Genomic DNA, 22,230 nt, shown 5'->3' with positions numbered 1-22,230 from the left:
GGCAGGTAACAACGAAACAAATCGATTGGAAATTAATCAACTGTGATAGTATGAGTTTCATTCCTCTAAAGGGTAACCACCATGTCTCTTCTCGATTACGCCAGGAAGTTCATGAGTGCTCCGTCCACGGTAGTCTGTCCTGCCTGCGGTTTAAGTTCCTCCCAGCCTGCCTCAAAGATTCGCCTGAAACAGGCTATGCTTTGTCCGGGATGTAAATCTCTCTTTGTCTCTCCACGTTAGCACCTGACTTTCAGATCCGACGATCTTCCCTGTTATACCGTAAAGACCTGGACCTGCAGCTGATAAATCCCTGATGCCTTACGCCCATCCTGAGAGAACGTTTCTGAACTGATTTCTCAACTGCTCCTGCGCGTTAATGTCGCATGAGAGCAAGACTATGAAAATAAATCCTGGGGCATGGTTTCGCCGCGCCCGTATCATGACAAAAGCGCCAGGGCGCGCATCGTTTTCTTCCAATGACCCTATGGGGGAAAACATTCCGCGCCCGGAGCTGTTCTCAACGCCTCAGCTTGAGCGTTATGGTCAAAAGCTGGCGCATACGCATAAATTGTCGCCGGACAAGATGCCGTACTACCTGCTCAAACGATTAAGTGATAACGAAGCCGTTATTACACAAAACTGTTACACGCTTAACGCCGGTAAAAAAACCAGCATTATGCCCGCTGGGGAGTGGTTGCTGGACAACTACTACCTGATTGAGGAGCAAATTCGCAACGTCCGCCAGCACTTGCCGACCAGCTTTGGCAAAGGTCTTCCTTCACTCGCGTCTCCGCACCCTTGTCCGCGTATCTATGATATTGCTACCGAGGCGGTTGCGCATGGTGACGGACGCTGGGACACCGCCAGTCTGACCAGCTACATCGGCGCCTACCAACAGGTCACGCCGCTGACGTTAGGGGAAGTCTGGGCGTTGCCCGGTATGTTGCGACTGGCGCTGATTGAAAATCTGCGTCGGGTCAGTATTGAGGTGGTTCAGGCTCAGCAGGAACGCAGCCTTGCTGACAGCTGGATAACGCGGATGACCGACTGCGCCGAACATGCGCCAGCTGACCTCATTCTGGTGATCGCCGACATGGCGCGTTCCCGGCCGCCACTGAGCAGTGCCTTTGTCGCGGAAATGGTTCGTCGTCTGCACGGGCAGGGGAATGCGCTGGCATTACCCTTGGGCTGGGTAGAACAACGCCTTGCCGAGCAAGGCCTCACAACCGAGTTACTGATCCATCGCTTCAACCAACAGCTTGCGGCCAGTCAACTTTCCGTCAGCAACAGTATTGCCGGGTTACGCCTGCTCAATGAAACCAACTGGGCTGATTTCGCCGAAAACATTAGTGTGGTTGAGCAGACGTTACGTCGCGATCCGGCGGGCATATATTCCTGTATGCATTTTGATACCCGCGATCATTATCGCCATGTGATTGAGATTCTGGCCCGGGAAAGTCAGCTCAGTGAGCCCGACGTGGCAAGCCGCATACTGGCGTTGTCAGTATCAACCCAACCGGGCATGCCCTCTCATCACATTGGATATTATCTGATGGGAGAAGGGCGGCGTCAGTTAGATCACCATTTGTCGGTGGCGAGCTCTGGCCTCAAACGCTTGCGGCACAGTCTCAACAGATATCCTCTGTTATCCTGGCTTGGGAGCATGAGCCTGTTAACCACGGCAGCCACCGCCGCAATATTGTATGACACAGCGAGTCTGGGTATGGCCTGGTGGTTGTTACTGCTGGCTTTACCTTTGATTGTGGCGTTGAGTCAGTTGGTCAGCGATATACTCAGTGAAGCGACGACCCGCTTTCGGACTCCCCGACCGCTGCCACGAATGGACTTTTCTGACGGGATTCCGGTGACGTCCTCCACGCTGGTGGCGATCCCCTGCATGCTGACGAGTCACGCCGGCTTCAGCACGCTCCTCACAAGCCTTGAAGTGTGCTGGCTTGGCAACCAGGACGATAACCTCTGTTTCGCGCTTCTTACCGATTTGGCTGACGCGGCGACTGAAAGTACGGATGAACAACGCGCACTGTTTAGTCAGGCGATGTCAGAAATGCACCGGCTTAACCTGCGCTATCCTTGCCGCCATCAGCGCTTTTATTTGCTCCACCGCTCGCCTGAATGGAATGCATCGCAGGGGATCTGGATGGGTTATGAACGCAAACGGGGCAAGCTGGCGTTGCTGAACAGCTGGTTACGTCATCCAGACACGCAATTTTCCAGCGTTGCGGGCATGCCCGCGAACCGCTTACCCGGACAGATTAAGTATGTCATCACGCTGGACAGCGACACGCTCCTGCCACGTGATACCGCGCATAAGCTAGTCGCAACGATGGCGCATCCGTTGAACAAGCCGGAATACGATCCGCGATGTCAGCGGGTCGTCAAAGGATACGGTATTTTACAACCGGGGCTGGCAGAAGAGATGCCGCGTAACGGTCAGGGCCGCTATGCCGCGATGCGCAGCAGCGTACCGGGTAATAACCCTTATTCCATGATGTCTTCAGATATCTATCAGGATCTGTTTGAAGAAGGCTCCTTCGTCGGCAAGGGAATTTACGACGTGGATATTTTTGTCCAGGCCACGGCCAACACCTGCCCGGAAAATCTGGTGCTCAGTCACGATCTTCTGGAAGGATGCTATGCCCGCGCCGGGCTGCTGAGCGAGGTCTTACTCTACGAGCAGTACCCGAACAACTATCTGTCCGACGTCGCACGCCGTACGCGCTGGATCCGTGGCGACTGGCAACTGCTTAACTGGCTTAAGCTGCGGGTCCGAAAAGCGGATGGGACGCGGGATAAAAACCCATTGTCGGCGCTCTCTCGCTGGAAGCTGTTTGATAACCTGCGCCGCAGCCTGGTCGCCCCCGCATTACTGGTGCTGCAGTTTAGCGCGCTGCTGTGGGTGCCGAATCCGGGATACTGGCTGGGCGTTCTGGCCCTGGTCTGGCTGCTGCCTGCTGTGCTCTGTATCCTTATCGATCTTGCCAACAAGCCGCATCGTCGTCCTCTGAGGCAACATCTGGTGCTGGTTACGGCGTGGGCACTGAAGCGACTTTCCCGGATCGGACTCAATTTTATTTTATTGCCCCATGAGGCGGGCTATTCGCTGTATGCGATCGCCGTGACGCTCTGGCGCCTTGGCATCAGCCAGCGCAACCTGACGCAATGGTCCAGCCACAGTCCGGACAGCCTTCAGTCCCAACTTTCTGCCTTTCGTTTTTATCGGGTAATGTGGCTGAATGTGGCTTGTGGTGCGGCACTCACGCTTCTGACGCTGCTACTGGCGCCACAATGGCTGACTCTAGCCCTGATCATCAGCCTGTCATGGTGCCTGGCACCGCTATTATTAAGTGGACTGAGTCGCCCGCCAGCACGTAAGGCGTTTCTGCCTGACCCGCAACAGAAACGACTTCTGCGTCAGACCAGCAGAGAAATCTGGGCGTTTTTCGAGACCTTCGCGACGGCGCAGGAAAACTCGCTTCCCCCGGACAATTATCAGGAAATCCCTGAGCCAAAAATCGCGCATCGCACGTCACCCACCAATATCGGACTGTCCTTGCTGGCGAACCTTACGGCCTGGGATTTCGGTTATCTCTCTGGCGCGGACGTCCTGCAGCGCATCACGCAGACGCTCGACACGCTGGATAAGATGGAGCATTACCGGGGACATTTGTATAACTGGTATGACACCCGCACGCTTGCGCCACTCAGCCCGCGTTATGTTTCCAGCGTTGACAGCGGCAATATGGCCGGCCACTTACTGACACTGCGCGAAGGGCTGTCAGCCATGCGTCATCAGCCCGTTTTCAACGGCGTACGCCTACTGGAGGGGCTGAATGATACTCTGCATGTGCTGGAAAAATACTGGGGCCATAACGCGCCAGCCAGCCTGGGCGTGCTGCGCAGGCAGTGCCTTAATGCTGCATCGTTACCTTCAGGGCAGTTGTTAAGCGAACTCGAAAAAATGCAGGTGCACGGCAACGAACTGGCCCGGCTGTCTCAGGAGGAAAGTCGCGTGGTGGTGCGCTGGACGGCGCATCTGGTCAGTCAACTGCAGCAGCTCTGTGATGAATGGACGACGCTGCTTGGCTGGCTACCGGTGACATATCATGCACAGGCCCTGCCTACGCTAAGTGAGCTGGCTGGCGGAATCACCCTTGAAGCGGTTATCGCGCCGACAGCCGTTATGACCCAGGCCCGGCGGCGACTGGCGATTATCAGCGAACTTGAACAACGTCTCGCTGACCATGCGCGAATGGATTTTACGTTTCTGTATAACACGGCTACCAGCATGCTAAGTGTGGGCTACAACTGCGATACCAACACGCTGGATAAAAGCCACTACGATCTTTTGCCTTCAGAAATCCGCCTGACCAGTTTTGTCGCTATTGCGACGAATCAACTGCCGCTTAAAAGCTGGTATGCACTTGGCCGACTGTTTACCACCATCGATCGTGAAACTGCCCTGATGTCCTGGAGCGGTTCAATGTTTGAATATCTGATGCCGAATCTGGTGATGCCAACCTGGCACGGCAGTCTGCTGGATGAGATGAGCAAATCTGCGGTAATCAGGCAGATAAACTGGGGCAAAGAGCGTGGCGTGCCGTGGGGTGTCTCTGAGTCTGGCTACCATGCGTTTGATGTTCAACATAATTATCAGTATCAGGCATTTGGCGTACCCGGCCTTGGTCTCCGGCGCGGACTCGCCGACGATATGGTGGTAGCCCCTTATGCCACGCTGCTGGCGCTGTTGGTTTCACCGCAAAAGGCCTGCGACAATCTGCTCAGGCTGCAGGAAAACGGCGCGCGCGGCGAATATGGTTTTTATGAAGCGTTGGATTATACGCCATCGCGACTGGCAACCGGGCAGCTTTTCCTGGTTGTTCAATCCTGGATGGCGCACCATCAGGGCATGGCTTTCCAGGCGCTGGGGCATCTGCTGCTTGATGCCCCTATGGCCGGGCGATTCATGTCGAGTCCGGCGTTCAGATCGGCCAGCCTGCTGTTACAGGAGCGCGTACCCGATGAGGTTGAACTCTACAGCCCGCGTCGTCATTTTGAGTCCCATGAGGGAAGAATTAAGCCTGTGCGCTATGAACCCCGAATCTTCACGCATGCGGATACGCCGACCCCCGAGATACAATTATTGTCCAACGGGCATTACCATCTAATGATAACGCCAGGCGGTGGGGGATACAGCCGCTGGAACAACATCGCATTGACACGCTGGCGCAGCGACAGCACCCGTGATAACTGGGGAACGTTCTGCTATATCCGGGATCCGCTCACTGACGAGGTGTGGAGCAATACCTGTCACCCTCTGGGGGCCAGTGCGGACATCAGCGATGAAATCATCTTTACCGATGCGGGGGCCGAGTTCAGGCGCGTGCTCGGCTCGCTCAGCGTGAAAACCCGGGTTGTGGTCTCACCGGAAGATGACATCGAACTGCGTCGTGTCACCCTGATGCATCGAGGCCGAAGCCCACGAACACTCGAGCTGACGACCTATGCTGAAGTGGTGCTTGCCTCGGACATCAGCGATCAGGCACACCCGGCGTTCAGCAACCTGTTTATTCAGACGGAAGCCGATCCCAGGCATGATGCCATTTTGTGCCACCGGCGTGCACGCTCGCCGGATGAACAGAGCCCGTATCTGTTTCATATGATGGTGGTGCATGGCGATTGTTCAGAGAACGTTTCATTCGACACCGACAGAGCGGGATTCATCGGCAGGGGTAAAAGCCCGGCTGATGCCCAGGCGGTCAGCATGAACGGGCCGCTCAGTAACACGTCCGGCGCCGTGCTGGATCCGATACTGTCGATACGCCACGCGATTACACTCCAGCCCGGACAGCCGGTGACCATTGATATCGTTTTTGGCGTCAGCGAAAACCGTCAGCAAAGCCTCGCGCTGATGGAAAAATACCGCGATCATCCTATTGCCGATCGCGTGTTTGAACTGGCCTGGTCCCACAGTCTGGTTGTGTTACGGCAGATGAATGCCAGCGAAGATGACGCAACTTTGTTCAACCGCCTCGCCAGCGCGGTACTTTATCCCTGTCAGGAACTGCGCGGTGACGAACAGGCCATCAGCCGAAACCGACGTGGTCAGTCGGGCCTGTGGGGTTGGGGGATCTCAGGTGATTTGCCGATTGTGCTGATCAGCCTGACCAGCGAGGAAAAAATTGCTTCTGTCACCACGCTGATTCAGGCACATCGCTACTGGCGACTGAAAGGGCTGGAGGTGGATCTGGTGATTCTTAATAACAGCCCTGGAGGTTACCAGCAGGCGCTGCAGACGCAGATTATGGATTTAATCTATGCCGGTTCTGAAGCCAGCCTGTTAGATAAACCCGGGGGGATTTTTGTCCGTAACGGTGAGCATTTGTCTGCCGAAGACAAGCAGTTGCTGATGAGCGTGGCCTGTCTGAGCCTGGACGATCGCGCTGACGGCATCAATGAACAACTTAACCAGCGTATTCACGCAACAAAAAAACGCGTCAGGCCTTTTGTGCCCTCGGTGACGTCAGAGAGCAATCATCACGCCGACTGGATACCGGAAACTCACCTGTTGCGCCATTTCAACGGATACGGTGGCTTTTCTCAGGACGGTCGCGAGTATCAGATCCTGCTGAGAGAAAACCAACCGACGCCAGCGCCCTGGTCAAACGTGCTGGCAAACGAGAACTTTGGCAGCGTGATTTCTGAAGCAGGCCAGGCCTACAGCTGGTTCGAAAATGCGCACGAATATCGCTTAACGCCGTGGGAAAACGATCCGGTAAGCGATCGTAGCGGGGAGGCATTCTATCTGCGTGATGAAGAAAGCGGCGCATGCTGGTCACCCATGACCCTGCCCGTGCGCGGTCAGGGCGATTATCTTACCCGCCACGGTTTTGGTTACAGCGTGTTTGCCCACCGTGAAAATGGACTGGACAGCGAACTGACAGTCCTGGTGGACGAGCAGGCGCCGGTTAAGCTTGCAATACTGAAGCTCAGCAACCATTCGGGCCGTACACGCAAATTGTCTGTCACCGGCTACGTGGAATGGACACTTGGGGCAACGCGCAACCACTCTGCTGCGCATATCATCACGCATTCGCCCGGCCTCGCGGGGGGGAGTGTGGTCATGGCCAATAACTTCTACGGTGCTAATGGCGGGGAACGCACCGCCTTTTTCGCCGTTAACGATCCTCAGAGTACGGTAACGGGCGACCGCCGCGAGTTTATCGGGCGTAATGGTTCACTGCGCGCCCCGGCCGCCATGACGCTTCGCAGACTCTCGGGTAAAACGGGAGCCGGGCTTGATCCCTGTGCCGCGCTACAGTCGACAACCTCCCTTATTGACGGTGACCAGAAAACCTATGTTTTTGTCCTCGGCGTGGCCGATAACCCGGCACAGGCACAGGAAACGCTTGCCCGTTTTCTGCATGAGGATAATGCGCGTCAGGCGCTGAATCAGGTTCACCATTTCTGGCACAACGTGCTTGATAAGGTCGTTGTGCAGACGCCCGAAAGCAGCGTTGATTTGCTGGTAAACGGCTGGCTGCTGTACCAGACATTAGCCTGTCGCATCATGGCGCGCAGCGGCTACTATCAGTCCGGTGGGGCATTTGGTTTCCGCGATCAGTTGCAGGATACGCTGGCGCTGAGCCACGTTGCACCGGAGCGACTGCGCAGCCAGATCCTGCTGTGTGCCTCACGGCAGTTTATTGAGGGGGATGTGCAACACTGGTGGCATCCTCCGCAGGGTAATGGCGTGCGAACCCGCTGTTCGGATGACTACCTGTGGCTTCCGCTTGCGGTTTGTCACTATGTGGATACAACGGGAGATACTGGCGTGCTGGCGCAGCAGATTCCCTATCTTGAAGGGCGTCCGCTCAAGCCCGGCGAAGAATCTGTTTATGATACGCCGGTTATCAGCCACCTCGAAGAGACGTTGTGGCAGCACTGCGTAAAAGCGATTGAGCGGGGGCTAAACTTCGGCCAGCACGGCCTGCCGCTAATGGGGGCAGGTGACTGGAATGACGGGATGAATCTGGTCGGTATTGAAGGCAAAGGTGAAAGCGTCTGGCTCGGCTTTTTCCTCTACGATATTTTGCAACGCTTTGCGGCGCTGGCTGAACAGCGCCAGGATGAACGCGTGGCAGCATTGTGCTATTCAGAAGCGTTGAGCCTGCAAAAAAATCTCGAATCTTACGCCTGGGATGGTGCATGGTATCTCCGCGGCTACTTTGACGATGGTACGCCGCTGGGGACAAGAGAATCGCAGGCGTGCTGGATCGATGCGATTGCACAAAGCTGGTCCGTTTTGTCCGGCGCAGCTGATCCAGTGCGCAGTGCGCAGGCTATGAAGTCACTCGACAGCTATCTGGTGGATAACGATGCAGGATTGATCAAGTTGCTAACGCCACCGTTTGATGGTCATGGTCCTAATCCCGGTTACATACAGGGTTATCTTCCGGGTGTGAGGGAAAACGGCGGGCAGTACACGCATGGCGCCATCTGGGCGGTCATGGCGTTCGCCCGGATGGGACAAAAAGCGCGAGCGTGGCAACTATGGTCAATGATCAATCCGGTAAACCACACGCTGCAGACTGAAGGCGTTAACATCTACAAGGCGGAGCCTTATGTGATGAGTGCAGATGTGTACAGCGTTGCACCTCATACCGGCCGTGCCGGATGGAGCTGGTACACCGGTTCCGCAGGCTGGGCCTACCGTCTGGTGACTGAAGAGTTACTCGGAATAAAACGGCACGGAGAGACGCTGGTTATTCGCACTCACTTACCTGATGACTGGCCTTCGATCAGCCTGACCTATCAACACGGGGGCAGTCAGTATTACATTAGGATTTCTCGTCACGACGGTGAACCTCGAGTGACTATGGATGGCACGCTCCTGCCGGATGACCGCATTCCTTTGCGGGATGATGGACAAAATCACAATGTCGATATTATTCAGCGCTGACCGTCCGCTCTGTGCCAGGAGCGGACATCGCCTGAACCTAACTTTTAGGTGCCAGGAAAAGACATGACTATCACCTGAACGGTTATAAGATTGACCTGTAAAAAATGCAGTCACGCAGGAGAATCTTCGCCTGAGTAACTTTCCGTTAACTCTTAAATAATTAGTTAATATGCACCTAATCAGGATGGCTTGAGAACTATTACGGCATAGCGGCAAAGGTCACCGGTATCATTTTTGAAGATACAGTCAGCAGGATCGCCCAGCTCAAGACAATCACCCGGTGACATCTCAAATGTTGTGCTGCCCTCAATAAATGTCAGCTTACCCTCAATGACCCAGATGAGCTGACGTCTTGAAAGATAGGAGATAGCTGGCATAGGCACGGCAGTATTTGCAGGAAGCTCAATGCTGACCAGGTCTACAGGTATCTGACCCGGTGAGGCATGGCGACGAATGTAGCCTGTTTCAGGATCCTGCCATACGGCCTGATCTTCATATCTGACAAGCATACCGGTGCGAGCTTCCGTTTCAGCAAGCAGCTGGGACATAGACATATCGAAAGCGCCAGAAAGTCTCGCAAGCAGGGTTGCTGTCGGGCTGCTTTCACCACGCTCGATTTTATGAATCATCGCCCGTGATACACCTGAATTTTCGGCAAAATCGGTCAGGGACCAGCCCCGTCTTTCTCTTTCAAACTTCACCTTCAGGCCAATACGAACGTTCAAGCCATCTTCTTTACTGGACAAATCATCTAGCATAATGGATAAATAAGATAGTGTACGGTTAGTCTACTTTAGTAAATGAAAGGCGGGGTGTCTACTATGCAAATTCGTACTGCAACAGAACGCGATGCTGAAACCATTGCTGAGATTTATAATGACGCAGTGCTTAATACCACGGCTATCTGGAATGAAAACAAGGTCGATTTTCTTAATCGAATAAAGTGGATGAGAGACCGCAGTGAGGCAGGATTTCCCGTCATTGTCTTTGTTGACGCGGACGATTCCGTACTGGGATATGCCTCATATGGTGACTGGCGCCCGTGGGACGGTTATCGCCACACCGTTGAGCATTCTGTATATGTGCACAAAAGAGCCCGGGGACGGGGAGCAGGTAAAGCTCTGATGGAGGAACTAATCAGGCGGGCTGCCGTTCAGGGTAAACATGTCATGGTAGCTGGCATTGAATCTGAAAACGTCGCATCCATATCGCTTCACAAAAAGCTCGGCTTCAGAGAGGTTGGCAAAATGTCAGAGGTGGGTACAAAGTTTGGCCGCTGGCTGGATCTAACGTTTTTTCAGCTACGCCTGGATACACGGGAACACCCTTGATAGTGAATATTCTCAGAACGCCAGAGTAGTAGTAATCAGAGACACAAGGACGTGCCGGCGATGGCTGACCTGCTCCCCGTTATTTGACACAGCATGACCAATGCCCGCTCTGTGCCAGAAGCGGACGCTTAACCTCAATGCAGTCTTAAGATGACGAATGATGCTTATTCTTGTATGTTAATTGATGATTTTCAAAATATTACGGGAATAACATGGCCAGTATCCAGAAAAGGTTAAGGATCGCAGCAGGACAGTTTGCTCCGGTTCGCGGCTGTATTGAAGAGAACATGCGTTATCACGAAATGTTGATTGAATCTGCGGCATCGGCAGGCGTTAACCTTATCATTTTTCCTGAACTTTCTCTGACAGGTTATGAACCAGAAATGGCTGAGGAGCTGGCTCTGGCTGATGAAACCTGTCTAAGTCCACTTCAGGCATTGTCTGACAGATACGATATGACGATTATTGTGGGCGCACCGCTGCATGTTAAAGATGGAAAACCGGCTATTAGCGCCTGTGTGATTTCTTCAAAACGGCCTGTTTCTTATTACCGAAAAATGTATCTCCACCCTGGAGAGTCTGACTATTTTTCAGCTGGTGATACTGAGTGTGTTTTTAAAGAAAGGACATTTAATGTCGGCATGGCCATATGCGCAGATGCAGGGCAGCCAGCACATGCAGAACGCACGGTGCAGCAGGGTGCTGAAGTGTATCTGAATTCCGTTTTGAGCGCCGGCGGGTTTGATAAAGATTCAGGGCAACTGCAAAGCTACGCCAGACTTTACGCAGTGCCCACGCTGATGGCCAATTACTGTGGCCCGTCAGGTGGCTGGAAACCGGTCGGAAAAAGCTCCGCATGGAATGCAAGGGGTGAACTTATTGCTCAGGCTCCGGAGGATTGTGCTGCCCTGGTCATCATGGACCTGCAGGATGGTGAGTGCTCTGGGCAAGTGATTTGCCTCCGTAAATAAAAAGAGATTGAGAAAGCTCAGCATGTCTCTTTTTTGAAAGCTCGTCGAAGCTTTCATGTCATATATGAGAGGTGCTTTTTTTAGATAATCACATGTCCTGTGGTTTGATAGCGTGAAAGATTAATGTCCGCTCCTCGCTCATAGCGGACCTCCAGCTCAGCCAGCATGTCCGCTTTGTGCCAGAAGCGGACGTTGCTTGCATCATGGTATGTTAGTTTACAGGGAGCAGGTCACGCGGGCACGCAAAGCTGAGGCCAGTACCGTGTCGTCCAACAGGCTCCAGCGACTGTTCAATCCTGATGCTCCAGATGAGCGTTGGGTCACCGAATGCTCTTAATGAGCAGATTTTAACTGCAAAGAGCAGCAAACGGAAAGCGGGTTTAACTAAGCAGGGAGAAGTGCGCGACAGGCAGAATCTGTCATAACGTAACCGGCTTCGCCGGGTGCCGGTGCCGGGAGGCCAGTTCACCCTGCAGGCATCAGTAGGCACCTTCATGCCGCTGACGCGGCATCAACAATAGTCATTTCCTGTCTGCCATGAGGCGTATTTTTTAAATGCAAACATTGTTTGCCCCTTATGCCTCCCTTTCAACAATGATTGAAGGGGAGGAGAGCAATGAGGCAGCTATAATCAAACCATTATCTATGGTCTTTCTTGTCCTTCCCCTTATGTTTTTTATCATTATCTTTGTGCTTTTTATGCAGTGCATGTTCATTTCGAATGAGGGCGCTTATCTCCTCCTCCTTATATGAAAGGTTCATTCTGGCTAGCTCATCCTGAACGTTTTTAGCACTATAACCTTTCTCTTTAATTAGTAAAGTAACTGAAGGTCGAAGCAACTCCAGGACTTCGGCCTCATCCATGCCGGGAGTGGGCAAGGAAGGAAGTTCATCAAGTTTTTTAATAACATCAGCCACTTCGGCTTTCGTTAAATACCTCTTCTCGCTCATGGTTTTTCCTTTGTCTGATACCACCTAAAAAAAGCATTAACAGGATTAAGGCATTAATAATTTATCTCTGAATTATTACAATTAAATGTAATGCGGCTTTTTTTAACTAAATTTTCAAGCAAAAGAAATCAATTTGCTATCCTTTTTCCGCTGTTGTTTTCACGCATCTGAGATAAACTGATACAGGCTTTTTTAAGTATGTATAATGTCAGATCTGAGCGTGAGGTTAAGTTAATAGCGCCATCGTTAAGACAGTTTTGAATGCCGAAATCACAAATAACGTGCCCTTATTAGCTTAAGCTGTGCATCTTTTAAAGACTATAACACTCATGCAGAATCAACTGATCCCGATAACAGTATTTCCATAATAAATTTCCACGCTCTTATGCCCATAAAGTACCTGCTTCTTCAATTTGTCAGAGCATTAATCAGTGCTGTTGGTGCCTGTTAAGCAGTCGATGAAACTTTGCTGGTAACCTGGTGAGAAGCACCCTTGATAAAGCGTCAAAACCGGACATGATAACGTCTCCTTTCAATGCCCAGAAAAGCGCCACCCAGGTCACGACTGTTGCTGCCACAATAAATGCGCCGCCCATGTCGAATGGAAAATGCACGCCCAGAAAGATACGTGACCAGGCTACCAGTAGTGAAAGCAGAGCCATGACAGAGCCAAAAACCCAGCTACGCCGGAAGAGCAATGCCAAAGCTACACTGAAAAACAGAGTGCCGTGATCGCTGGGAAATGAGGAGTTTGGCACGTGATCGATCCATAAATGACCAAGCCCCATCATAAAAGGGCGGGGGTGGAAATAGACGACTGAGCACACCATGCTAATTGACAGCGCTGTCAACCCACTAATTCCGACAAATAGGGCCGTTTCTCGCTCCCGTCTTCTTCCCGTGAACCAGTGAAGAAGCACGATCACAGGTATAAAGAAAATCAGATATTCCGCGCTGAAAACGGCAAAATCAATCAGCCAGTCAGGCGTGCCAACAGGCGCGTTAATTTTAAGAAACAGGTTTTGATTGAAAACTTCAGTAATGTTATCCATTGCGTATCTAACCTTAGAGAAATTAAGATTAGATATTGACCATAAAAGATTAATTTAACCTTAACACTCAACTTTTTTACGTCTGTCGTCTCACTGGATATTTGCCAGTCATGCTGCTCGGGAGGTGCTGTAAAATTATATGACACCGAACTGAGCCCTGCAGCAGGGACATTACACTTCCCCCACCAGGCACTGTTCTGCATCCATCCCGTCGGGCCCATTCTGTAAAACTTCGGTGCGCGCGGATTTCGCCAAATCAGAATTTGCTTTAGCGGATCTTTAGTCTTGCTTTTATAGAGACCTTACAATGGCGAGGTTCAATCCCAAAATGCCATTTCTGATATTAAACCAATGTCCGCTCCTCGCTCAAAGCGAACATCCGTTTAGGGTTTAGCCCGTTTTGTTCCAAAGCGGACGTTCAAGTAAACATAGAAAACAGCACTATCACAATAGCTGTCCATGATACCAACGCTCTCCGGTGAACCATTCATCACGAGCCTCACTCCCATAGTATTCGAGCGTAATACCCAATTCCTGCACATTAGCTGGAAGAATGAGCCCCCGCTCAGCAGCCAGGCTGCGCTCTTTAATCAAAGCGGAGGCACCATTTTCAGAACGGTTTTCAGTAATAAAGCTTTGGTAATAGTCTTCTGATCGATAGAGACAGATTTCGCTTGTAAACATATCCGGAAGGCATATAACCGCAGTAATCCGAGGGGCTGTAATTCATACCAGCAGTTGCCGTTATAAGATTTGAACAAGCATTAATCATGGCTTGGGCGCAATCTGCTTTAGTTTTAAGTGTGCTGTACTTTCCCTGAACAAGATTAATCTCTACCGGAATTTTGAAATTCCAGTAATGCTCATCTTCTGAAAACACGCTTCGTTGAGGGTTATGAAATGTATCAGCCCAACGTTTAAGAGCTTTTAAGCGGCGTGGAATATTTCTGACTTTGGTTCGATGATCTCTGTTAAGCCGTCTGCTCATGAGTATTTCAATTTTCACCCTTTCAAATGATTTAGGCTGTGTGCAGCTAACCGTTAAGCATTAATATAAATCACCTTTCTCGAGTTGAAACGCCTTATGGTCGCTTTTCGCTCATAGCGGACTTTGAGCGCCGACTGTCCACCTTGTGCCAGAGGCGAACGTTGCAAACGAACTTCTATGTTAAATATTGGACGCCGTCACTGATGAAACATTATGTTAGGTTAACTAGCTAAAAATTAATCGAGGGTATCGAATGTTTAGCATTTCAGAAGTAGATAAAAGTGATTCTGATCTGGCCTTGCTGGTCAGCGAGCTCGATGCCTTTCTGAGCGAATTGTATCCTGCAGAAAGTAATCACTGCCTTGACCTTTCAACAGTAAGTGACGAGCAGCTCCGTTGCATCATTGTGCGTGATGAAGGGGGGATTCCGTCAGGTTGTGGTGCTTTACTCTTTCTGAAAGATGGCTCAGCTGAGATCAAGCGGGTTTATATTCGACCGGAATACCGGGGCAGAAAGCTGGGAGAGCAGATAGTCAGTACAATCGAGATAATTGCTTCGGAACAAAATTTGCCCTTATTACGGCTTGAAACAGGGATTCACCAGCAACCAGCGATAGCACTGTATCGCAGATGCGGTTACGAGATATGTGATGCATTTCCGCCGTATGAAGCAGATCCGTTGAGTGTTTTTATGTTTAAAGAGCTTCCTAAAATGGCGCCAGGAAAGAACGGAATAAATCGATAGTCGTTCGCCGCCAGGTTGTTATGTTTAAAGTGGCAGAACATCTCTATCGCTATCATTTTGACGTCCGCTCCTCGCTCATAGCGGACCTCCAGCTCAGCCAACTTTGTGCCAGAGACTCTATAAAAAATTGATGGTTCTTTTTATCAAGATGCTTACCGTTTCTCTGACGCCATTATCCAACCTGCTGGTCGCGCCACCACTGGGGCTGTATTTATTCACCCACACCGCTAATCGCGCTCAATAACCAACGCCACACCTTGCCCGCCACCCACGCATAGCGTCGCCAGACCTCGCATTAACTCGCGCTGTTGCAACGCATTGATCAGCGTCACCAGAATACGGCAACCGGACGCACCAATAGGATGGCCCAGTGCAATGGCACCGCCGTTAACGTTAACCCGATCAGGTTGCCAGCTAAGCGCAGAACCTACTGCTAACGCCTGTGCTGCAAAGGCTTCATTTGCCTCAATTAAATCAACCTGATCCAGCGTCCAGCCTGCCTGGTGGAGCGCTTTATATGTCGCTTGTACGGGGCCAATGCCCATGATTGCAGGATCAACGCCGGCCACGCCGCTGCCCGCTATGCGGGCCAGTATTGGCAAACCCAATGTGGCGGCGCGTGTCGCAGACATCAGCATTACGGCGGCCGCGCCATCATTCAGGCTGGACGCATTGCCCGCGGTGATGCTGCCATCATTTTTGAATGCCGGGCGCAGGCGTGCAAGCTGTTCGGCACTAGTGTCGGCGCGAGGCTGCTCATCATCGTGCACTATGAGCGGCTCGCCTTTTTTCTGCGGCACCGGTACCGGTGTAATTTCGTCACGGAACGCGCCCCGTTGCTGCGCAGCAATGGCTTTCTGCTGTGAGTGCAGCGCAAAGGCGTCCTGCGCTTCGCGGCTTATTTGGTAGTCTTCAGCCAGGGTCTCTGCTGTGATGCCCATGTGATAGTCATTAAACGCATCCCACAGCCCATCGTGAATCACGCTGTCCACCAACTGGCTGTGACCGAAGCGGCAGCCGTTACGTGCATCCGGGATCAAATAGGGCGACCGGCTCATGCTCTCCTGACCACCTGCAATGATGATCTCCGCTGCACCGCTTTGAATCGCCTGGGTAGCCTGAATCACCGCTTTCAAACCCGAGCCACAAACCATATTCAGCGTCGTGGCGGGCACGCTGTAAGGAATACCGGCGCCCACTGCAGCCTGACGCGCCGGGTTCTGGCCACAGCCAGCGGTCAGCACTTGTCCCATCAGCACCTCATCAATTAACGCTGGGGCTATTCCGGTTTTCGTCAGTAATGCGGCAATGACGGTCTGACCCAGCTCGGCCGCCGTTAACGCTGCCAGCCCGCCGTTGAAGCGGCCCACGGGCGTGCGCGTAGCGGCCACAATCACACAGTCATTCATCGTGCCTCCACGGTAAAGGGCATTTCACGTACGTCGTCGGCCACAATCAGGGTGCCGGCGGTTTTCGCCTTAATGTCTTCAATGCTCACGCCCGGCGCATATTCCCGCAGCACAAAAGTGCCGTCACGGATCTCCAGCCAGGCCAGCTCGGTGATCACCTTGTGTATACAACCCACGCCGGTCAGCGGCAGGGTGCAGGCATTCAGCAATTTGGATTCCCCCTGTTTGGAGGCGTGCGTCATCATCACGATGATGTTCTCCGCGCCAGCGACCAGGTCCATGGCGCCGCCCATGCCTTTCACCATCTTGCCCGGAATCATCCACGAAGCGATATTGCCGTTTACGTCGACTTCCAGCGCGCCAAGCACGGTAATATCCACATGGCCGCCACGAATCATGGCGAAAGACTGCGCGGAGTCAAAAATCGCAGCGCCTTTGCGCGCGGTAACGGTTTGTTTGCCTGCATTGATCATGTCTGCATCAAGCTGTGCTTCAGTTGGAAACGTACCCATGCCCAGCAAACCGTTTTCGGATTGCAACATGACGTCGATACCGTCCGGAATGAAATTGGCGACCAGCGTCGGCATGCCGATGCCCAGGTTGACATAATCACCATCACGCAGTTCCAGCGCCACGCGCTGCGCCATCTGTTCACGCGATAACATCTGCGCCTCCTGCTTTTACCGTGCGTTGTTCAATCCGTTTTTCAAAGCTGCCCTGAATCAGGCGATCAACATAGATGCCGGGCGTATGGATCGCCGCGGGGTCCAGTTCGCCAGGCGGCACAATTTCTTCCACTTCCACCACGGTAATGCGTCCCGCCGTGGCCATCAGCGGGTTGAAGTTCTGCGCCGTATGGCGATAGATTACATTGCCGTACCAGTCGGCTTTCCAGCCCTTAACGATAGCGAAATCGCCGCGAATGGCCGGCTCCAGAATATAATGGCGGCCGTCAAACTCACGCACCTCTTTGCCTTGTGCGACGGGCGTACCATAACCGGTGGCGGTATAAAATGCCGGAATGCCCGCACCACCTGCGCGCACTTTTTCGGCCAGCGTGCCTTGCGGCGTCAGGATCACCTCCAATTCACCACTCAGCATCTGCCGTTCAAACAGCGCATTTTCACCGACATACGACGCAATCATGGTTTTAATCTGCCGGTTCTCCAGCAACAGGCCAAGCCCAAAACCCTCGACACCGCAGTTGTTGGACACCACGGTTAACCCTTTCGTACCCTGATGATAAATCTGTGCAATCAGGTTTTCCGGAATACCACACAGGCCAAAACCGCCTGCCAGTACGATCATGTTGTCTTGCAGCCCCGCCAGTGCCTCCTGGTAACTTGCGACGCGTTTATCTAATCCTGCCATTGCCGGACTCTCCTCCATCAGACTCTGGTGGCATCTTCACGTCACAGAAATATTTTGTGAATTTTATTTTTATGAAGTATTGATTTGCTTTTTTTATTAATAAATTATTAAGTGCTATTTTTCATAAGGTTAAAAAGCCCGGAATGAAAATGACAATCAAACAGTTACGTGCGTTCTTAGCGGTGGCTCACACTTTGAACTTCGCCGCAGCGAGCGAGCGCTTGTCGCTTTCACAACCTGCGTTGAGCCTGGCGATTCGGGGGCTGGAGGAGGCGTTGGGTGGCCCATTATTAATGCGCACCACGCGTCATGTGTCGCTCACGCCTGAAGGCGAGGCCTTCTTCCCCATGGCGCGACGGCTGGTGGCGGACTGGGACAACGCAGAAGACGCGATGCATTCGCGCTTTACGCTTCAGCTAGGAAAAGTGGCGATTGCCGCCATGCCTTCGTTTGCTGGCAATCAGCTGCCAGAAGTGCTTAAAGCATTTCGACAGCGCTATCCCGGCGTCAACGTGGCGGTGCATGACGTGATCAATGAACGCGTTCTGGAAATGGTGCAGGAAGGGCGGGTGGAGATGGGCGTAGCGTTTGAGCCAGAACTGACGGAATCTCTTGACTTTACGCCCCTTGACTGCGATCGCTTTGTTGCCGTTGTCCCTGCCGACAGCCCTCTGACGCGAAATGCGCAGGTCAGCTGGCGGGAACTGTTGCAATTCGACTTCATCGCACTGCAACGTCCCTCGGCGGTGCGCCGTCTGCTTGAGCAGTCGTTGGCGCAGGCCGGGCGGCAGTTGGATGTGGCATTCGAGAGCCATCAACTGATTACCGTGGGAAAAATGGTGGCCAGTGGCTTAGGTGTGAGCGCCGTGCCTGCGCTATGCATTCAGCAGATGCGCGAGGTTGGCGCGGTTTGTCTTCCGTTGGTCGCGCCGACACTTGAGCGCAATGTGGGGATTTTGCGTTTGAAACAGCATCAGCTTTCTCATGCTGCCGCAACGTTGGCACAAACCATGACGGAAGCCTGCCGCTGGCCAACGTTGTGAACGTCGATACAGGTCAGGGTGCATGGCCACACCATCCGAATGCCTACCCGTACAACCAGGTAAAGCGAATCATGCCATGCAGTACTGTTGCGCTGCATCGTGACGATCCAGCGTAAACACCTGCAACGTTGTTTTCTCGCTGCTCAGGGTAAAAACAGCTGTTGCCAGCGTGTTTTCTTCATCCGGATCCTGTGGTGACAAACGATAAATGGGCAGCACCACATCATGTTGATCCGAGAGAATCGTTTTTGCCGACGCGCCGTCCAACTGCGTCTGTGTCTTCAGCCAGTGATTCAAGCGCTGCTGACGAGAGCCGGAGCTGTCAGTAATCACCTGTTCAGTGGTTTCAAGCTTTTCATGAATCAGGTGATTGGCATGGGCGAAGACATCGTTCAACTGCGTAACAGAGCAGCCAGAACCGGTTGCTTCTACGCTAAACAGGCGACTGTCGCCCCGTTGTCCTAACGTATGGTGAAACGCTCCCGCACGTGGCCCTGTTGTCAGGATAGCAATCGCCTCATCCAGGGTTGTCGCATTCAGGGCCGCACGCGCCAGGATCTGACGAGGAAGTCCCGCTGGGCGTTCCACCGCGCGAATGTTATTCACCGTGTTAACAATCCCTTTCTCATTCACGGCAAACGTGTGGCCGCAAATCGAACCAGGATAGGCGAAGCTGATGAATTTCAGGCCCTGATCTGGAACGAGGGTAACCATCGCACAGTCATCGCGTAGTTGCGGAAAACCGTCTTCGTTGTGGGCAATAATCCGTTCACCGTTCGCATTCCTTCCGGCCACCGTGGTGCAGCCATCGGAGGTGGACCGCACCAGATCGCCACGGCAGTTCCACGCAAAAACTTCATCAAGCGGTGCCTGCAATCCTTCAGCAAGTCCCTCTAGTTCCTGCCAGATAAGCGGGAACTGCTGCTGAACACGCTGGCGCATAGCCTGAGTCTGCTCAGACGCTTTCATCGCCGTCACGGTTTGCCACAGCGCCGTTAAAGTGAGTTTGTTATGCCAGGCCTCGCGGCCAAAATGACCGAGTTGCTGACCAATTGCAAAAGCGGAGCCGGCGATTGTGAGTGCTTTCATTGTTTTTATTCACTTCTGTTCAGGAGACATGTTGCAAAAATTCTTTGAGACGTGGATTACTGCTGGCGTTGAGCAGCATATCAGGTGAGCCATCTTCGGCAATGGTACCACCATCGATAAAGATTAAGCGCGAGGCCACATCGCGGGCAAAGCCAATTTCATGTGTGACGATGACCATGGTCATTCCTTCTTCAGCCAGAGAGCGCATGACTTTCAATACTTCATGGCGCAGTTCAGGGTCCAGTGCAGAGGTTGGTTCGTCAAACAACATCATTTTCGGCTTAACGGCCAGCGCCCGGGCAATGGCGACGCGCTGCTGCTGACCTCCCGAGAGTTCAGACGGGTAGTGATCGGCACGTTCGCGCAATCCGACACGATCCAGCAGCGCCATTGCCTGTTCACGTGCCGCGGCTTTGCTCTGCTTACGCACACGAATTGGGCCGAACATCACATTCTCCAGTGCTGTAAGATGCGGGAACAGATGAAACTGCTGAAACACCATCCCGGCTTCTCGGCGGATGTCACACTCATTGGCATGGGGATCCGTGATGTGTTTACCAGCAACCAGCAACGTCCCGGTGGTAATTTCTTCAAGCTTATTGATACAGCGCAAAAGCGTGGATTTGCCGGAACCGGAAGGGCCAATAATCACCACCACTTCTCCGGTCTCAATCTTTAAGTTGATATCGTGAAGGACCTGCGTTGCGCCAAAGTTTTTGGATACTGCGTTAAATTCAACGATGCTCATAGAATATGCATCCTTTTCTCCAGTTGCTTAAGCAGGAAGCTCAGGCACAACGTGACAGCCAGATAAATCATCGCCACGGCGGTCCATACCTCAAGTGCCCGGAAATTACCGGCAATAGTTTCCTGGCCCTGACGCGTTAATTCGGCCACGCCAATGACAATAAACAGTGAGGTATCTTTGATACTGATAATCCATTGATTGCCTAAGGCAGGGATCATACGGCGCAGCGCTAACGGCATAATGACATGCCACAACGTACTCCGCTGCGATAGCCCCATTGCCAGACTCGCTTCCTTGAAACCCTTGTTAATAGACAGAATGGCACCACGAGTGATTTCCGCAATATAGGCGCCCGAGTTGATGACAATGGTCACGATGGCTGCCGTAACCGGCTCAATACGAATCGGTAGCACCATCGGCAGGGCGAAATAAATAAACATCACCTGCACCATGATCGGGGTTCCACGAATCACTTCGACGAAAATCAGCGAAAGTGTTTTAGTTATCCTGCCGCCTAAGGCACGGCAGGTACCTGCCAGCAATCCAATAATAAAACCGCCCAACAATCCCGACAGTGAAATAATCAGCGTCAGTTGCAACCCCTGCAAAAGAATCGGTAACGATTCCCAAATATACTTACTTTCAAAATTCATAATTCGACCCATGGAGCAAAACGAGGCCGACTTACGCCGGCCTGGCAGGATTATTTCGGTTCTTTAGCAAACCATTTTACATAGATTTTGTTGTACGTACCGTCAGCACGCAGTGCCTTAAGGGCCGCATTGACTTTGGGTGTCAGAGGGCTGTTTTTCTGCATCGCAAAGCCGTACTGCTGAGGCAGAATGCTGTCGTTTTCACCGACGGCTTTAATCTTGCCATCGCCGGCAGTTTTTACGTAGTAGAGGACGTTCGGCGAGTCGTGCACAACCGCATCCAGATTACCGGCCTGTAAATCGAGATAAGCATTATCGATATTGGGGAATTCAACGTAGTCGGCCTTGTATTTGCCTTTCATAAATGTGGCGGCAGCCGTACCCTGTTTCAGGCCGACTTTTTTACCCACTAAATCGCTGAACTTCGTGATTGACGTGTTGTTGCTTTTGACGGCGATTAATAAATCTGCGTTGTAGTAGCCATCACTGAAATCGACGACCTGCTTGCGAGGTTCAGTGATTGTAATGTCCGCCATGGCAACGTCCAGGTTGCGCGACTGCAGGCCGGGAATTAATCCGCCAAAATCCATCGGCCGTAATTCATAGCTGACATTCATTTTTTTCGCGATGGCATTCCATAAATCAATATCGAAGCCAACATATTTATCGCCTTGTTTAAATTCAAAAGGCACAAAAGCCGTATCAACGCCGACCACTAATTTATCCTGCGCTGCCACAGCTAAGGTGGCGGAACAGGCGACCAGCGCGAATGCAATTTTTAACTTAGTAAATAATCCAGACATAATAACCCTCAGCGTCAGTGAAATAGCGTGCAGTACATGTCACCCGATGGTGTCCATCGGGATATAAAAAAGAGAATATTGATTATTCAGGACAGG

The 22,230-nt window shown here is 52.3% G+C and carries 18 protein-coding genes; 6 read left to right on the top strand and 12 right to left on the bottom strand.

Annotation, left to right across the window (positions count from 1 at the left end; translation table 11 throughout):
* Positions 1–81: 81 nt before the first annotated feature.
* Positions 82–240, top strand: coding sequence for a YnfU family zinc-binding protein (locus ACPXSQ_RS17745; RefSeq protein ID WP_217267919.1), 159 nt, complete (start codon positions 82–84; stop codon positions 238–240).
* A gap of 157 nt (positions 241–397) precedes the next feature.
* On the top strand, positions 398–8,980 hold the full coding sequence (locus tag ACPXSQ_RS17740) for a GH36-type glycosyl hydrolase domain-containing protein (protein WP_426144195.1): 8,583 nt from the start codon (positions 398–400) through the stop codon (positions 8,978–8,980).
* 179 nt (positions 8,981–9,159) lie between these two features.
* Here ACPXSQ_RS17740 and ACPXSQ_RS17735 read toward each other — a convergent pair whose 3' ends face one another.
* A complete protein-coding gene (locus ACPXSQ_RS17735; protein WP_426144194.1) occupies positions 9,160–9,738 on the bottom strand; it encodes a helix-turn-helix domain-containing protein in 579 nt (192 codons plus the stop codon).
* Between the two features lie 63 nt (positions 9,739–9,801).
* On the opposite strand from ACPXSQ_RS17735, the gene ACPXSQ_RS17730 reads away from it, so the two are divergent.
* On the top strand, positions 9,802–10,311 hold the full coding sequence (locus ACPXSQ_RS17730; RefSeq protein ID WP_426144193.1) for a GNAT family N-acetyltransferase: 510 nt from the start codon (positions 9,802–9,804) through the stop codon (positions 10,309–10,311).
* 212 nt (positions 10,312–10,523) lie between these two features.
* Entirely contained in the window at positions 10,524–11,282 is a 759-nt protein-coding gene (locus ACPXSQ_RS17725; protein WP_288494494.1) for a carbon-nitrogen hydrolase family protein, read from the top strand.
* A 639-nt stretch (positions 11,283–11,921) separates the two neighbouring features.
* Here ACPXSQ_RS17725 and ACPXSQ_RS17720 read toward each other — a convergent pair.
* The 4 genes from ACPXSQ_RS17720 to ACPXSQ_RS17705 form a co-directional block, all read right to left on the bottom strand.
* Positions 11,922–12,233 (bottom strand): hypothetical protein, encoded by a 312-nt coding sequence (locus ACPXSQ_RS17720; protein WP_044042375.1) that lies wholly within the window; start codon positions 12,231–12,233, stop codon positions 11,922–11,924.
* A gap of 428 nt (positions 12,234–12,661) precedes the next feature.
* On the bottom strand, positions 12,662–13,285 hold the full coding sequence (locus tag ACPXSQ_RS17715) for an undecaprenyl-diphosphatase (RefSeq protein ID WP_014606067.1): 624 nt from the start codon (positions 13,283–13,285) through the stop codon (positions 12,662–12,664).
* A gap of 444 nt (positions 13,286–13,729) precedes the next feature.
* Positions 13,730–13,969: a DUF3916 domain-containing protein gene (locus ACPXSQ_RS17710; protein WP_258165756.1), complete on the bottom strand. Its 240-nt coding sequence runs from the start codon at positions 13,967–13,969 to the stop codon at positions 13,730–13,732.
* Positions 13,908–14,273 (bottom strand): DUF3916 domain-containing protein, encoded by a 366-nt coding sequence (locus ACPXSQ_RS17705; protein ID WP_258170243.1) that lies wholly within the window; start codon positions 14,271–14,273, stop codon positions 13,908–13,910. The genes ACPXSQ_RS17710 and ACPXSQ_RS17705 overlap by 62 nt, the downstream gene beginning before the upstream one ends.
* Before the next feature lie 253 nt (positions 14,274–14,526).
* Between ACPXSQ_RS17705 and ACPXSQ_RS17700 the strand changes: the two genes are divergently transcribed.
* Complete coding sequence (locus tag ACPXSQ_RS17700; protein WP_014606068.1) at positions 14,527–15,018, top strand: GNAT family N-acetyltransferase; 492 nt, start codon at positions 14,527–14,529, stop codon at positions 15,016–15,018.
* Positions 15,019–15,245: 227 nt separating this feature from the next.
* On the opposite strand, the gene ACPXSQ_RS17695 is transcribed toward ACPXSQ_RS17700, so the two are convergent.
* Genes ACPXSQ_RS17695 through ACPXSQ_RS17685 form a run of 3 tightly spaced genes read right to left on the bottom strand, consistent with a single transcriptional unit; the run spans position 15,246 to position 17,798 of the window.
* A complete protein-coding gene (locus tag ACPXSQ_RS17695; RefSeq protein WP_426144192.1) occupies positions 15,246–16,427 on the bottom strand; it encodes an acetyl-CoA C-acetyltransferase in 1,182 nt (393 codons plus the stop codon).
* A complete protein-coding gene (locus ACPXSQ_RS17690; protein WP_116197851.1) occupies positions 16,424–17,092 on the bottom strand; it encodes a CoA transferase subunit B in 669 nt (222 codons plus the stop codon). Before ACPXSQ_RS17690 ends, ACPXSQ_RS17695 begins: the two co-directional genes overlap by 4 nt.
* Positions 17,079–17,798, bottom strand: a complete 720-nt coding sequence (locus ACPXSQ_RS17685) for a CoA transferase subunit A (protein ID WP_089517883.1) — start codon at positions 17,796–17,798, stop codon at positions 17,079–17,081. Before ACPXSQ_RS17685 ends, ACPXSQ_RS17690 begins: the two co-directional genes overlap by 14 nt.
* A gap of 143 nt (positions 17,799–17,941) precedes the next feature.
* Between ACPXSQ_RS17685 and ACPXSQ_RS17680 the strand changes: the two genes are divergently transcribed.
* A complete protein-coding gene (locus ACPXSQ_RS17680; protein ID WP_426144191.1) occupies positions 17,942–18,841 on the top strand; it encodes a LysR family transcriptional regulator in 900 nt (299 codons plus the stop codon).
* Positions 18,842–18,910: 69 nt separating this feature from the next.
* Here the strand turns inward: ACPXSQ_RS17680 and ACPXSQ_RS17675 are convergent, their stop codons facing one another.
* From ACPXSQ_RS17675 to glnH, 4 genes are read right to left on the bottom strand one after another with little or no spacing between them, the layout of a single operon-like run.
* Positions 18,911–19,930 carry a C45 family autoproteolytic acyltransferase/hydolase gene (locus ACPXSQ_RS17675; RefSeq protein ID WP_426144190.1) on the bottom strand — a complete coding sequence of 340 codons (1,020 nt, stop codon included), beginning with the start codon at positions 19,928–19,930 and terminating at the stop codon, positions 18,911–18,913.
* A gap of 19 nt (positions 19,931–19,949) precedes the next feature.
* Positions 19,950–20,672: a glutamine ABC transporter ATP-binding protein GlnQ gene (glnQ, locus tag ACPXSQ_RS17670; protein WP_426144231.1), complete on the bottom strand. Its 723-nt coding sequence runs from the start codon at positions 20,670–20,672 to the stop codon at positions 19,950–19,952.
* A gap of 2 nt (positions 20,673–20,674) precedes the next feature.
* Positions 20,675–21,331, bottom strand: a complete 657-nt coding sequence (gene glnP, locus ACPXSQ_RS17665) for a glutamine ABC transporter permease GlnP (protein WP_426144189.1) — start codon at positions 21,329–21,331, stop codon at positions 20,675–20,677.
* A 50-nt stretch (positions 21,332–21,381) separates the two neighbouring features.
* The gene (glnH, locus tag ACPXSQ_RS17660) at positions 21,382–22,134 is read right to left on the bottom strand and encodes a glutamine ABC transporter substrate-binding protein GlnH (protein ID WP_426144188.1); all 753 of its coding nucleotides are present in this window, start codon (positions 22,132–22,134) and stop codon (positions 21,382–21,384) included.
* Between the last annotated feature and the right edge of the window lie 96 nt (positions 22,135–22,230).

Origin of the sequence: Pantoea sp. EEL5 (genome assembly GCF_049892805.1) — a bacterium.
Classification (GTDB): Bacteria; Pseudomonadota; Gammaproteobacteria; order Enterobacterales; family Enterobacteriaceae; genus Pantoea; species Pantoea ananatis.
This window is presented reverse-complemented; position numbering and strand designations above follow the sequence as displayed.